10 protein-coding genes are annotated in these 14,032 nt (G+C 71.8%); 1 reads left to right on the top strand and 9 read right to left on the bottom strand.

Annotated features, from left to right (window positions below; genetic code table 11):
- Nucleotides 1–38: 38 nt before the first annotated feature.
- From SGA01_RS08535 to SGA01_RS08525, 3 genes are all read right to left on the bottom strand, one after another.
- Entirely contained in the window at nucleotides 39–1,634 is a 1,596-nt protein-coding gene (locus tag SGA01_RS08535; RefSeq protein WP_141294899.1) for a monocarboxylic acid transporter, read from the bottom strand.
- A complete protein-coding gene (locus SGA01_RS08530) occupies nucleotides 1,631–2,047 on the bottom strand; it encodes a DUF485 domain-containing protein (protein ID WP_371866013.1) in 417 nt (138 codons plus the stop codon). The genes SGA01_RS08535 and SGA01_RS08530 overlap by 4 nt, the downstream gene beginning before the upstream one ends.
- 201 nt (nucleotides 2,048–2,248) lie before the next feature.
- Nucleotides 2,249–4,366 (bottom strand): DNA gyrase/topoisomerase IV subunit B, encoded by a 2,118-nt coding sequence (locus SGA01_RS08525; RefSeq protein ID WP_141294895.1) that lies wholly within the window; start codon nucleotides 4,364–4,366, stop codon nucleotides 2,249–2,251.
- Between the two features lie 432 nt (nucleotides 4,367–4,798).
- Here SGA01_RS08525 and SGA01_RS08520 point away from each other — a divergent pair, with 432 nt between their 5' ends.
- A complete protein-coding gene (locus tag SGA01_RS08520; protein ID WP_055640955.1) occupies nucleotides 4,799–5,032 on the top strand; it encodes a DUF7455 domain-containing protein in 234 nt (77 codons plus the stop codon).
- A gap of 109 nt (nucleotides 5,033–5,141) precedes the next feature.
- On the opposite strand, the gene SGA01_RS08515 is transcribed toward SGA01_RS08520, so the two are convergent.
- The 6 genes from SGA01_RS08515 to SGA01_RS08490 all read right to left on the bottom strand — a co-directional run bounded on the left by SGA01_RS08515 (nucleotide 5,142) and on the right by SGA01_RS08490 (nucleotide 13,998).
- Entirely contained in the window at nucleotides 5,142–5,960 is an 819-nt protein-coding gene (locus SGA01_RS08515) for a S1 family serine peptidase (RefSeq protein ID WP_141294893.1), read from the bottom strand.
- A gap of 143 nt (nucleotides 5,961–6,103) precedes the next feature.
- The gene (locus SGA01_RS08510; protein ID WP_055645983.1) at nucleotides 6,104–7,651 is read right to left on the bottom strand and encodes an RNA polymerase sigma factor; all 1,548 of its coding nucleotides are present in this window, start codon (nucleotides 7,649–7,651) and stop codon (nucleotides 6,104–6,106) included.
- Nucleotides 7,652–8,028: 377 nt separating this feature from the next.
- The gene (locus SGA01_RS08505) at nucleotides 8,029–8,916 is read right to left on the bottom strand and encodes a FadR/GntR family transcriptional regulator (protein ID WP_141294891.1); all 888 of its coding nucleotides are present in this window, start codon (nucleotides 8,914–8,916) and stop codon (nucleotides 8,029–8,031) included.
- A gap of 160 nt (nucleotides 8,917–9,076) precedes the next feature.
- The gene (locus SGA01_RS08500; protein WP_141294889.1) at nucleotides 9,077–10,882 is read right to left on the bottom strand and encodes an ABC transporter ATP-binding protein; all 1,806 of its coding nucleotides are present in this window, start codon (nucleotides 10,880–10,882) and stop codon (nucleotides 9,077–9,079) included.
- Nucleotides 10,883–11,003: 121 nt separating this feature from the next.
- Complete coding sequence (locus tag SGA01_RS08495) at nucleotides 11,004–11,813, bottom strand: NUDIX hydrolase (RefSeq protein WP_141294887.1); 810 nt, start codon at nucleotides 11,811–11,813, stop codon at nucleotides 11,004–11,006.
- 109 nt (nucleotides 11,814–11,922) lie between these two features.
- Nucleotides 11,923–13,998: a glycogen debranching N-terminal domain-containing protein gene (locus tag SGA01_RS08490; protein WP_141294885.1), complete on the bottom strand. Its 2,076-nt coding sequence runs from the start codon at nucleotides 13,996–13,998 to the stop codon at nucleotides 11,923–11,925.
- Between the last annotated feature and the right edge of the window lie 34 nt (nucleotides 13,999–14,032).

Raw genomic sequence — 14,032 nt, 5'->3', positions numbered from 1 at the left:
GGCTCGGACGGCCTGACGGCCCCAGCCGGCTCGGCCACTCAGGCGGCCCCGGCCCCGGTCAGCGCCCGGACCTCCGCCTCGGCGTGCCGCGCCTCGTCGGGCGGCTCGGCCGACATGACCGTGCCGATCCAGCCCGCGAGGAATCCGAGCGGGATGGAGACCACACCGGGGTTCTGCAGCGGGAAGACATGGAAGTCGACACCGGGGAACAGCGACTCCGGGCTGCCCGAGACCACCGGCGACAGCAGGACGAGCAGGACCGCGGGGACGAGCCCGCCGTACACCGACCAGACCGCGCCCCGGGTGGTGAACTTCCGCCAGAACAGCGAGTAGAGCAGGACGGGCAGGTTGGCGGAGGCGGCGACCGCGAAGGCGAGGCCGACGAGGAACGCCACGTTGAGATCGCGGGCGAGCAGCCCGAGGGCGATGGCGGCGGCTCCGATCCCGGCGGCCGCGAACCGCGCCACGGTCACCTCGCTGTACTGCCTCTTCGCGTGCTTGCGGCGCAGCGAGCTGTACAGGTCGTGGGCGACGGAGGCCGAGGAGGCGAGCGTGATCCCGGCGACGACGGCGAGGATGGTCGCGAAGGCGACGGCGGCCACGATGGCGAAGAGCACCGTGCCGCCGGTGGAGCCCGCGCCGCCGCCGAGGTCGAGGGCGAGCAGCGGGATGGCCGTGTTCCCCGAGGCGTTGGAGGCACGGACCTCGGCGGGTCCGATCAGGGCGGCAGCGCCGAAGCCGAGCACGATGGTCATCAGGTAGAAGCTGCCGATGAGGCCGATGGACCAGACGACGGAGCGGCGGGCGGCCCGGGCGGTGGGCACCGTGTAGAAGCGCGACAGGATGTGCGGCAGTCCCGCGGTACCCAGGACGAGGGCGATGCCGAGGCTGATGAAGTCGAGGCGCGCGGTCCAGTCGCCGCCGTAGCGCAGCCCGGGGACGAGGAAGTCCCGTCCGTGGCCGCTGCGGTCGGCCGCGGTGGAGAGCAGGTTGTTCACGTCTCCGTGGAAGCGGAGCAGGACGAGGACGGTGAGCGCGATCGTGCCCGCCATGAGCAGGACCGCCTTGACGATCTGGATCCAGGTGGTGGCCCGCATGCCGCCGAGGGACACGTAGATCACCATCAGCGCGCCCACGCCGATCACGGTCCAGGAGCGGGCCGCCTCGCTCGTGCCGCCGAGCAGGAGCGCGACGAGACTGCCGGCGCCGACCATCTGGGCGACGAGATAGAGCACGGAGACGGCCACGGAGGACGTTCCGGCGGCGATCCGTACCGGTCGCTCGGCCATCCGCGCGGCGACGACGTCGGCGAGGGTGAACCGCCCGCAGTTGCGGACGAGTTCGGCGACGAGCAGGAGGACGACCAGCCAGGCGACGAGGAAGCCGACGGAGTACAGCATGCCGTCGTAGCCGTAGAGCGCGATCAGCCCGGAGATGCCGAGGAAGGAGGCCGCGGACATGTAGTCGCCCGCGATGGCGAAACCGTTCTCCAGAGGCGAGAACAGCCTGCCCCCGGCGTAGAACTCCTCCGCCGACCCGTGCCGGTTGCGGCTCACCCAGGTGGTGATCCCGAGCGTGACGGCGATGAAGACGCTGAAGAGCACGAGCGCCAGGGTCTGGTGGTCTCCGGTCACCGCTGCGCCGCCCCTCGGGTCATCTCCTGGGTGTCCCAGCGGAGTTCCAGGGCCGCCCGGTCCCGGCGCAGCCGCGCGTGGCGCGCGTAGGCCCAGGTCAGCAGGAAGGTGGTGAGGAACTGTCCGAGGCCCGCGACCATCGCCACGTTCACCGCGCCGGCGACGGGCCGCGCCATGAGTCCGGGCGCCGCGGTCGCCGCGACGACGTAGGCGAGGTACCAGAGGAGGAAGGCGAGGGCGGCCGGGAAGACGAACCGGCGGTAGCGGCGGCGCACTTCCTGGAAGGCGGGGCTCCGCTGAACCTCCAGGTAGATCTCCGCCGCGCTGGGTTCGCGCTGCCGCGGCACTGCCGTGTCGTACCGGGGGTCGTCGATCGGCACCGCCGAATCGTCGCACCCCTCCTGCTTGTCCACCTGCTCCACCGGCCAACTCTCCTTGTCAGCGAACCGTTTCGGCCGCGTGCCCAAGGATGGACAGAGCGGGAAGATCCCGGACTCTTCTCCTCCCCCTCTTCACCCCATCAGGTGACAGTTCTCGTGGTTGGCCTGACCGGACCGTGCTGATATGCGTACCGCACGGTCCGGCCCTTTTCGGTCACCTGGCAGGCGCCTCCGTCAGGCGTCGATGCGCGAGCGGTCGAGGGTCGCCGCCGAGCTGGTGATGAACTCCTTGCGGGGCGCCACGTCGTTGCCCATGAGGAGGTCGAAGACCTGCTCCGCCGAGTCCAGGTCGCCGATGTTGATCCGGCGCAGGGTGCGGTGGCGCGGGTCCATCGTGGTCTCCGCGAGCTGGTCGGCGTCCATCTCACCCAGACCCTTGTAGCGCTGGATGGCGTCCTTGTAGCGGACCCCCTTGCGCTGGAACTCCAGGAGGGTCTGGCGCAGCTCGTTGTCCGAGTACGTGTAGACGTACTTGTCCTGGCCCTTCTTGGGCTGGACGAGCTCGATCCGGTGCAGCGGGGGCACGGCGGCGAAGACGCGCCCGGCCTCGACCATGGGCCGCATGTAGCGCTGGAAGAGCGTCAGCAGCAGGCAGCGGATGTGGGCGCCGTCGACGTCGGCGTCGACCAGCAGGACGATCTTTCCGTAGCGGGCGGCGTCGATGTCGAAGGTGCGGCCCGAGCCCGCTCCTATGACCTGGATGATCGCGCCGCACTCGGCGTTCTTGAGCATGTCCGAGACCGAGGACTTCTGGACGTTGAGGATCTTGCCCCGGATCGGCAGCAGGGCCTGGAACTCGCTGTTGCGCGCGAGCTTGGCCGTACCGAGGGCGGAGTCCCCCTCGACGATGAAGAGCTCGCTGCGCTCGACGTCGTCGCTGCGGCAGTCGGCGAGCTTGGCCGGCAGCGAGGAGGACTCGAGCGCGGTCTTCCTGCGCTGCGCCTCCTTGTGCTGGCGGGCCGCGATCCGGGTCCTGGCGGCGGCGACGGCCTTGTCCAGGACGGCGCGGGCCTGAGCCTTGGCGTCCCGCTTGGTGGAGGTCAGGAAGGCCTTGAGCTCCTTGGCGACCACGGCGGCCACGATCCGGCGGGCGGCGGAGGTGCCCAGGACCTCCTTCGTCTGCCCCTCGAACTGCGGCTCGGCTAGGCGGACGGTCACGACGGCCGTGAGCCCCTCCAGGGCGTCGTCCTTGACGATGTCGTCCTCGGCGACGCGCAGCATCTTGGCCGAGCGGAGGACCTCGTTCACCGTCTTGGTGATGGCCTGCTCGAAGCCGGAGACGTGGGTGCCGCCCTTGGGGGTGGCGATGATGTTGACGAAGGACTTGACTGTGGTGTCGTAGCCGGTGCCCCAGCGCAGCGCGACGTCGACGGCGAGCTCGCGGGTGACCTCGGTCGGGGTCATGTGCCCGCGCTCGTCGAGGACCGGGACGGTCTCCTTGAAGGTTCCCTGTCCGGTGAGGCGCTGGATGTCGCAGACGGCCTTGTCCTGCGCGAGGTACTCGCAGAACTCGCTGATGCCTCCGTCGAAGCGGAACGTCTCCTCGCTCTTGCCGATCCCGGCGAGGTCCCGCTCGTCGCGGACGACGATCGTGAGGCCGGGCACGAGGAAGGCGGTCTGCCGGGCGCGCTGGTGGAGCGTCTCCAGCGAGAGCTTGGCGTCCTTGAGGAAGATCTGCCGGTCCGCCCAGTAGCGGACGCGCGTGCCCGTGCGGGTCTTGGGGACGCGCTTGCCCTTCCGCAGGCCGTTGCCCGGGTCGAAGGGGCTGTCGGGGCCCTGCTCCGTGAAGATGCCGGGCACGCCGCGGCGGAAGCTGATGGAGTGCGTGGAGCTGTTCCGGTCGACCTCGACGTCGAGACGGGCCGACAGGGCGTTGACCACGGACGCACCGACACCGTGGAGACCGCCGGAGGCCGCGTACGAGCCGCCGCCGAACTTTCCGCCGGCGTGCAGCTTGGTCATGACGACCTCGACGCCGGAGAGCCCGGTCTTCGGCTCGACGTCGACCGGGATGCCTCGGCCGTTGTCCCGGACCTCGACGGAGCCGTCGTCGTGGAGGATGACGTCGATGTGGTCGCAGTAGCCGCCGAGGGCCTCGTCGACCGAGTTGTCGATGATCTCCCAGATGCAGTGCATCAGGCCGCGGCTGTCGGTGGACCCGATGTACATACCGGGGCGCTTGCGAACCGCTTCGAGCCCTTCGAGTACGAGCAGGTGCCGCGCGGTGTAGTTGGAACCGTCACGGTCTGCGGTCAGCAGCGCACTGGACGGCACGGACGTTTCGGCGGTCACGCGGTTCGCTCCTCGCTGAATTTGAAAACTGGCCCGGTGGGGTAAGGCCCGGCGTCGTTCACCGGTCAGAGGGTACCGAGGCCTGGTAGAGCCGTTGTCACGCCACCCTCCCCTATCCTCATGCTAGTCCAGAGTCGTATGGATGTTCGATCCCTCGAAGGGGTGACGCGAACATCACGTTCCCTTCCAGGCATGAACCATTTAGGCTCCGGGCACGTCCTCATCAACAACCGGCAACCACGCCGGGAGGACGCACCGACACAAGCAACGCGAAATCCGTAGAGCGAAGCAATACGGCTCATTCGCCGCCAACCGGCAGCAGACAGCCACCTTGGGAAAAAGTTTCGAGGAAAAGCCACGAGCGGGAACGTTTCCGGCCTGGTTGGATGTTGACCCTGGTACGACAGCTCGTCGAGCTAGAGAAGAGGCGACGTGACTACTGTTCTGACCCCCGCGAGCCCCCTGACGGCCGCTGACCGCTGCGACCGCTGCGGCGCCCAGGCATACCTGCGTGTCGTCCTGACCAGCGGAGGTGACTTGCTCTTCTGCGCCCACCACGGCCGCAAGTTCGAGCCGGAACTCAAGAAGATCGCCGCTGAGATACAGGATGAGACGGACCGGCTCACCGACGTGCCGGCCCGCACGATGGGCGAAGACCACGCCTGACACCCTGCACGACGAGCCCAGTGCCGGTCGCTGATCGGACGGCGGGCGGCCACCCCCGCAAGCAAGGGGGGTGGCCGCCCGTTCTCGTGCCCCAGAGCGCGGGTGTTCGTCAGATCCGTTCCGGCAGCACCGACGAGACCCTCGTGTAGACACCCGGGTTCTCCGCCTGCCCGCAGCCGCTCCCCCACGACACCAGGCCGACGAGAAGCCCCTTGGCCACCAGCGGTCCGCCGCTGTCGCCCTGGCACGCGTCCCGGCCGCCCTGCGGGTCGCCCGCGCACAGCATCGTGTCGCTGCGGTACCGGACACCGAAACCGCCCGGGTACGCCCGCTCGCACGCCGTGTCCGACAGCACCTGGACCCGGGCCGTCCGCAGCGTGGAGGGGTAGGTCCCGGTGCCGGTCGTGTCGCCCCAGCCGTAGACGTCCGCGTCCGTACCGGGCGTGTGCGCCGGATCTCCCGGGCGGGCGACGCCGATCACGTACGACTGCGGCAGTGCGCTCGCCAGCGTCAGCACCGCGAGATCGCCCGAGTTCGTCGTCGGGTCGTAGTCGGGATTGACCCAGGTGTCCGAGATCCCGACCTCCTGCCCGCCCTGCCCGCGCAGCGCGGCACGGCCGGCGATGACCACGAAGTCGCGCACCTCCCACGGCTCGCCGCCGAGGGCCTCTCGGCCCAGGCAGTGGGCCGCCGTGAGCACCTTGGTCGGCGCGACGACGACGCCGCCGCAGAACTGCCCCGCCCGGGTACCCCCGAACCGGTCACGGCTGGACAGCGCCACGACCCACGGCGCGTCCGCGATCAGGGCCTGCCGGCCGCCCACGACGACGCTGTCGGCGGCCACGGGGGCAGCGGTGGCGACCTGCCCCGCCGCAGCCGTGATCAGGCCCAGGGCACCCGTCAAGGCGCGGGTGAAGGGACCATGCATGGAGCCTCCTGACTCTCCGGTGATGTCGGTTCACCCAGCGTCCTGCACGCACACGCCCCGCGCACGCCCGCACACGCGGAAGGCCCGGTTCCTCCCTTTCGGGGAACCGGGCCTTCCGTGTACCGCTCTATGCCTCGGACGGATCAGTCGAGGTAGTCGCGCAGGACCTGCGAACGCGACGGGTGACGCAGCTTCGACATCGTCTTCGACTCGATCTGACGGATCCGCTCTCGCGTCACACCGTAGACCTTGCCGATCTCGTCCAGCGTCTTCGGCTGGCCGTCGGTGAGGCCGAAGCGCATCGAGACGACACCCGCCTCACGCTCGGAGAGCGTGTCGAGCACGGAGTGCAGCTGCTCCTGGAGGAGCGTGAAGCTCACCGCGTCGGCCGGCACGACCGCCTCGGAGTCCTCGATGAGGTCACCGAACTCGCTGTCTCCGTCCTCACCCAGCGGAGTGTGGAGGGAGATCGGCTCACGGCCGTACTTCTGGACCTCGATGACCTTCTCAGGGGTCATGTCGAGCTCCTTGGCCAACTCCTCCGGGGTGGGCTCACGGCCCAGGTCCTGGAGCATCTGGCGCTGCACACGCGCGAGCTTGTTGATGACCTCGACCATGTGCACCGGGATACGGATGGTGCGGGCCTGGTCGGCCATGGCGCGGGTGATCGCCTGACGGATCCACCAGGTGGCGTACGTGGAGAACTTGTAGCCCTTGGTGTAGTCGAACTTCTCGACCGCGCGGATCAGACCCAGGTTGCCCTCCTGGATCAGGTCCAGGAAGAGCATGCCGCGGCCGGTGTAGCGCTTGGCCAAGGAGACCACCAGACGGAGGTTGGCCTCCAGGAGGTGGTTCTTGGCCCGGCGGCCGTCCTCGGCGATGATCTCCAGCTCGCGCTTGAGCTTCGGCGCGAGCTTGTCCGAGTTCGCCAGCTTGTCCTCGGCGAACAGGCCGGCCTCGATGCGCTTGGCGAGCTCGACCTCCTGCTCGGCGTTGAGGAGCGGGACCTTGCCGATCTGCTTCAGGTAGTCCTTGACCGGGTCGGCGGTGGCACCGGCGACGGCGACCTGCTGCGCCGGAGCGTCGTCCTCGTCCTCGTCGGACAGGACGAAGCCCTTGCTCTCGCCCTCGGTCTCTTCCTCTTCACCCTTGCCGGGCGCGACGTCCTCGAGGAGCTCTTCGCCCTCGGCGAGCTCGTCGGCGTCCTTCTTGGAGGTGGTCTTCTTGGCCGCCGTCTTCTTGGCGACGGTCTTCTTGGCCACCGTCTTCTTGGCGACGGTCTTCTTCGCGGCCGCCTTCTTGGCGGGCGATCCGGCCTCGTCGGCCAGGTCGTCGCCGTCCGTCGCGGCAGCCGTCGCGGCCGTGACGGTGGTCTTCGTCACGGTCGTCCTGGCAGTGACGGTCTTGGTGGCGGTGCGCTTGGCCGGGCTCTTCGCAGCGACGCTCTTGCGGGCGCGCTTCGGCGACTCCGCTGCACTGACCATCAGCGTCACACCCTCTTCCTCGAGGATCTGATTGAGGCTGCGCAGAACATTCTTCCACTGGGTTGGCGGAATCTGGTCGGCTTCGAAGGCCCGACGCACGTCATCGCCGGCGATCTGCCCATCAGCCTTTCCCCGCTCGATGAGCGCCATCACAGACTCGGACTCGGCGATCTCCGGCGGGAGCGTACGGGATGTGCTGGCCGACACGAACAACCTCTCGGAACGATGGAAACGGCTTCCGGCCCCGCCCTGGATAGGGCCGGAGCCGACGACCATCGGCGGGAAATGTGCCGACGGCGCGGGTTGGGCCGGGGAACTGCACAGCGCCTCCAACGGCTGCTGTATTCCTTCCTCGGCTGTCACCTCTTAGGTCATCGCACGGCTCGGAGGAGTGTTACGCCCAATCTTCGTGGCCCGAGTCACACCTCATTCGCGGCGAAACGGCCGAAGCGGTACATCATGGCACATTCGCGCCGCCGGAACCCTGGCGCCATCCGGGGAGATCCGACCGGGCTCCCCGGACCGCGCTCGGACCCGGCGGCACGCGATGTGCGCGCCTCCGCGCTCCCGGCCACGGCCCGCGGTCAGTGTTCGCGGGGGGCGGGAACGACGCGCTCCACCTCGGGGTGGACGGTCAGCAGCTGACGCATGGCGGCTTCGGCGCCCTGGGCGTCCCCCGCCGCCAGCGCGTCGGCGATCCGGGCGTGGTGGCCGAGGCACGCCTCGCTCGGGCGGTCGCAGCCCGTGACGGGACCGCCGGAGACCTGGAGCGCGGCGCCGACGATGCCGGAGAGGTGCTCCAGCATCCGGTTCCCGGCGAGCTGAATGAGCAGGGAGTGGAACTCGGTGTCCGCGCGGGAGAAGGTGATCGCGTCACCCTGGGCGTACGCGTGCCCCATGATCTCGACCATGTCGGCGAGGCGCTGCTGGACGTCCTCACGGCCGTGTCCGGCGGCGAGCCGCGCGGCCAGGGGCTCGATGGTCCAGCGCAGCTCGTTCAGCTCGCGGCGCTGGTCGTCGCGCTGCGGGCCGAAGGCGCGCCACTCGATGATGTCGGGGTCGAGGAGGTTCCAGTCGCTGACGGGCCGCACGCGGGTGCCGACGTTGGGGCGGGCGCTGACGAGGCCCTTGGCCTCCAGCACGCGCAGCGACTCGCGCACGACGGTGCGTGAGACCTCGAAGCGCTGGCCGATCTCCTCGGGGACGAGGGGGCGGTCGGCGCCGAGGTCGCCGGAGACGATCATCTGACCGAGCTGCTGGACGAGCTGGCCGTGGAGCCCTCGGCCCCGGCTGCCGGCGCTGCGGCGGCCGACGCGGCCCAGGTCGGTGTCCACACCCTCCCAGGAGGGCGGACCCACGCGGCCGGCGCCGGGCGCCTCCGCGTAGGGGTAGCGGTCGAGATCGCCCGGGGCGCCGAGGCCTGACTCGACGGGACGGGCGGCGGTCATCATGGTGTGCGCAAGGGTACTCACGCATCCTTTGTCGGCGTTGCTTCCGTGACCCTTGAGGTCTTTGGTGAAAAGCACACGAAAGGGTGATCGGCACCCACTACACAATTGACGATTATTCGGACATAGAGGGCAATTTTTAAGGGAGTTGCCCGAAACCCGGAATCTTTCAATCCATAAGTGATCACCAACGGGCCCTCCGGCGAAGCCCGGTGAACACATAGGCACAGAGCAAGCCGGTCAACACCAGCGAGAGCGCCACCCCCGCGGGCTGCCCGACCACCCGCAGCGCCCCCGCCAACCACCGGTCAACGCCCGGGGACCACTGCGGACCGGCGATCTCGCGCAACCGCGCCGGCAGCCCGGCGACCGAACGCACCGACGGGCCCGTGAGCACCTGCTGCAGGAGCGGAACGAAGGCGACGGGTACGGCGAGGACCGCGGCCACACCGGCGGCGGCGGCCCTGAACACCCCGGCGCCCAGCACTCCCGCCCAGGCGCAGCCGACGAGCAGCCCCAGCCAACTCGCGCAGAGCGACGGCCAGTTGTCCGGTACGGGAATCAACTCAGCGCCGTAGACGAGCCTCAGGGCCCCCAGGTCCGCCGCCGTGACGAGCACCCCGAGCCCGAGGGCGACGGCCGCCGCCACGACGAGCTTGGCGAGCAGCAGGCGAAGCCGTCGGGGCACGGCGCCGCGGCCGGCGGTGAGCGCGGGGTAGCGGTACTCCTCGCCGAAGGAGAAGGCCCCGATCAGACCCGCTCCGAGGGCGGCGGGCGGCAGCGGGGAGATCGCCGGCCATCCGGCCAGGACGACGGGCAGCGCCGTCGATCCTCCGCGCGCGAGGAGCACGGCGAGGGTCACGGAGACGAGCAGGACCACCGCCACGACGAGCGAGGTGCTGGGGACGCCGGCGAGCCGGTGGAGCTCGTACCGCAGGGGGCGCGAGGGCGAGCGGGCCGGCTTCCGCGCACGGGTCCTCTCCTCGGCCGAGTCGCCACGCCCGGTGGCGCCGGACGCCTGCCCGGCGTCCCGTGAGGGCGGGACCCGGCCCTGAAGGGCCTCCTGCCCGGAGGTGTCACTAGGGGGCGCACCGCCCTCCGGGGCTCGGGGCGCGGGCGCCGTGTCGCCGGTCTCGTCGGCGAGCCGGTGGACCACGACGCCGTGCCGGAACGCGGTGTCGCCGACGGCGGCGCAGTCACTGCCGTAGACCGACAGCAGGTTGCCGTCCTCCGCGACCACCTCGACCGGCCGGCGGGCGGCCCTGGCCTCCTGGGTCACGGCCGCGGCCAGGCGCGCGACGTGGGGGGTGCGGACGGCGACGCGGGGTCGCAGGCGGGTGCGCGCGAACTCGGTCGCGTCCTGGTCGGCGACGAGCCGGCCGCGGTCGAGGGTGACGACCCGGTCGGCGTTGCGGGCCGCGTCCTTGGGGTCCTGTGTCGTGTAGAGGACCGTTCCCCCGCCGGCCGCGTGGGCGCGCAGGAGTTCGTACACCCCTGCGCTCTCGGTGGCGGAGAGGCCGGCGCCCGGCTCGTCGAGCAGCAGGGCGTGCGGGGTGCCCAACAGCGCGCACGCCAGGCCGAGTCGGCGCTCCGCCCCGAGCGGGAGGGTGCCGATCCGGCGCCCTTCGAGGCCCGCGAGACCGACGGACCGCAGCACTTCACCGGTCCGTGCGGCGGGGGTTCCGGAAGCGGCGCCGAGCATCCGCAGCTGCCCGCGGAGCGTGCGGGAGGGGTGCCCGGGGACGTCGCCGAGGAACACGCCGACCTCGCGTGGCGGATGGGCCACCCCGTGCAGCGGCCGGCCTCGGAAGTACGTGATCCCCCGGCCCGGATCGAGGTCCAGCATGAGCCGGAGCGTGGTGGTCTTGCCGGAGCCCGGGGGGCCGAGGAGCGCGGTCACGGCACCCGGCCGCGCCTCGAAGGTCAGATCTTCCACGGCCGGCAGTCGGTCGCGGCGGGGAGTGCTGGTCAGTCCGATTGCCTGGAGCATCGCTTCTCTCGCGGTAGGTGACACCGCTCCGCGGCAGGGCGGCGCTATCGCAGCAAGATAACGCTACATTTCGGACTTTCGGCGCAGGGTTGGCGCCCGGGGCTCCGGGCGGCCGGGTCGGTCAGACCTCGGGGCGCAGCATCGGCGGGTTGAGAAGGGTGGCTCCACCTGCTCTGAAGAGCTGGGCGGGACGGCCTCCCTGACGGGTCGTGGTGCCGCCGGCCGGGACCAGGAAGCCGGGCGTGCCGGTCACCTTGCGGTGGAAGTTGCGCGGGTCGAGGGCGACGCCCCAGACGGCCTCGTAGACGCGCCGCAGCTCTCCGACGGTGAACTCCGGCGGACAGAAGGCCGTGGCAAGGGAGGAGTACTCGATCTTGGAGCGGGCCCGCTCCACTCCGTCGGCGAGGATCTGGGCGTGGTCGAAGGCGAGCGGCTCGGCTCCCCCGCCCGGGCCTCCCTCTCCCTCGGTTCCCCCGCCCGTGGCCCCCTCGCCACCGACGGGCCCGTCCTCGCCGAGCAGCTCCCCGACGGTGGCCCAGCGGGCGCTGTTCGCGTCTCCGCCCGCTCGCGGCGCGGGCAGGTCCGGGGCCAGGGCCAGGTGCGCGACGCTGACGACGCGCATGCGCGGGTCCCGGTCGGGAGCCCCGTAGGTCGCCAGCTGCTCCAGGTGTGCGCCGTTGCCCGGTACGGGCGGCGGGTCGCCCGGGTCGTGGGCGCGGAGTCCGGTCTCCTCGATCAGCTCGCGGGCGGCCGCGGCGCCGAGGTCCTCGCCCTCGCGGACGAAGCCTCCGGGGAGCGCCCACCGTCCCTGGAACGGCGGTTCCCCTCTCTTCACGATCAAGGTGCAGAGCGCGTGGCGCCGCACGGTGAGCACGACCAGATCGACGGTGACAGCGAAAGGCGGATAGGCCGACGGGTCGTAGGGAGGCATGCCGCGATCATAGTCGTCTCCCTGACGATAAACACGCCTCGCGGAAGGATCTGCGACGACTTCTTCGCCGCGCCGTGAAGCTTCCGTCGTGTCTGCGCCCGGCATCCCGTCACACCCCCAGTTGAAGGCCCTCTGCGGCCTCCTCGACCATACCGAGACCGAGCCTGCCGACCCGCACGGCGAAGGGCTCGCCCGCCACCACGAGCCCCGACAGCCGGATCGCTCCGAGCGGGGCCGAGGGCATGGGGTGCACCGCCACGGAGCGCCCCGGCACGTCGGGGCGGATCCCGGCGAGGGCGACGAGCGTCTGGACCGCTCCGGCCGCCGCTACGGCCGCCGGTCTGCATGCGGCCGGGTGCGGCGCCGGACGCCCTCCCGCCGTCCGCTGCTCGCCCGCGTACATCTCGGGGAGCCGGTACTCGAAGGCCGCGGCGGCGTCGAGCAGCCCGCGCAGCAGGGAGGCGGCCTCCTTCTCGTGGCCGGCGGCGGCGAGGCCGGCCACGGCGACCGCCGTCTCGTGCACCCGGACCGCGCCGGCCCGGTGGCCGAAGGGGTTGTGGCCGGGTTCCTTGGATCCCAGACCGCGCAGCCCCCAGCCGGAGTCGAGGGCCGGGGTGGCGAGCAGTCTGGCCACCTGCTCGGTCTCTGCCCTGTCCAGCAGGCCCTGCGCGTGGCTGCCGCCGCCCAGCAGTCCGGTGTCGAGCAGGTGCGCGGCCCAGCCGCCCAGCCGGGACCAGGTCCGGCCGTCCGGTGCGCGGGCGACGGCGGGCCGGCCCCCCGCCAGGTCGTCGAGCCAGAACTCGCGCCGGAACCGCTCGCGCAGTGTCCGCGCGACTTCGCGCAGGGCGTCTCCTCCGGGCCTCCCGCAGGCGTCGAGCAGGTCGGCGCCGAGCAGGGCCGCACGGTGCGCGTGGGCCTGGGTCTCGGCCCGCCAGGGCCCGGCGGGCCCCGGGTCGGGCACGAAGCCGCTGGGTTCGGCCGTGCGGCGCAGCCAGCCCAGGCACCGCTCGGCCACGGGAAGCAGCTCCTCCAGGTCCGCGGCGGGCAGCCCCCAGCGACGGGCCTCCGCGAGCACGACGGGAAAGGCGAGCGTGGCCTCGATGCCCGTGCAGCGGGGCGGGAGGTACGGGCCCGCGTCCCGGAGGGGGCCGGGGAGACGACCGGACTCGGGTCCGGTGCCCTGGAGTTGTGCGCGGCCCAGCGCGCGGAGCGTGGTCGCGGCCAGCCGGGTCCCGAGGGGGAGGACCATGCGGGCTGCCCAGAGGGCCTCGGCGGTGACCGGTCCGCAGCGCCAGGGGACGCCGGCCGCGAGATGGACGTCGGCGGGGTGGGCGGGGTCCCGCTGGAGGAGCGCCCGCAGGTCCTCGACGGAGGCGCTGAGCAGCTCCCCCGGGCGGGGGTCGTCGCCCTCGGCCCGTGCCTCGGCGACGAGGTGGCCGCCGGGTCGCCCTGCGCCGCCACCCGAGGGGGCGCCGACCCCAGCTGCCCGGTCGCCACGTACCTGCAGCCGGATCGTGAACGGCGCGCCGGGCGCAAGTTCGGCCTCCCACCGCAGGACTCCGGCCGCCGCCAGGGAGTCCATGGGCGGCGGGTCCGCGGTGACGGCGACGGATCGTCCGTCGCCCGCGGTCCAGCGCAGTCCGGTGCCGTGGACGCTCGGGGTGAGTTCGGGTCCCGTCCTGCCGGACGCCACCGCGCCCAGGTCCGCGAGATCCGTGCCCAGAGCGATCTCCACGGGGAGGCGGAGGGAGCGGGCGGTCGCGTTGCGCAGGGTGATGCGCTCGGCTCCGTCGGCGCCTCGCGAGCGCTCGACGGCGAGCCCGGGATCGGGTCCCGCGTCCCCGGGGAGCCGCAGGACGCCGAGGAAGACGGCCCGGTCGGCGGCCGCCATCCGGCCCTGGAGCGCGAGGGGTTCGCGCCCCGCCACCCGCAGGACGCAGCGGGACAGGAGCCGTCGTCCCGCCGCGTACACGCCCTCGGGTCCGTCTCCCGTGAGCTGGCCGTGCTCGGCGCAGATAGCGAGGGCGGGCAGCGCCACGCAGAGGAGCGCGCCGTGCACCGAGGGCAGCTCGCCGGGCCGCACCGCCCGTGGGGGCGTGGCGCCCACGCCGGACGGGTGTCCGTGCGCGGGCCCCTTGGGGTGTCCTGCGGGGCGCCCGGGGGCCGGGACGGGGCTGAGGGCCATGGCGGGTGTGGGGTGCTCTCTGTGCGGTCCGGGC

The organism is Streptomyces gardneri (assembly GCF_006539185.1).
GTDB classification, from domain to species: domain Bacteria; phylum Actinomycetota; class Actinomycetes; order Streptomycetales; family Streptomycetaceae; genus Streptomyces; species Streptomyces gardneri.
This window is presented reverse-complemented; position numbering and strand designations above follow the sequence as displayed.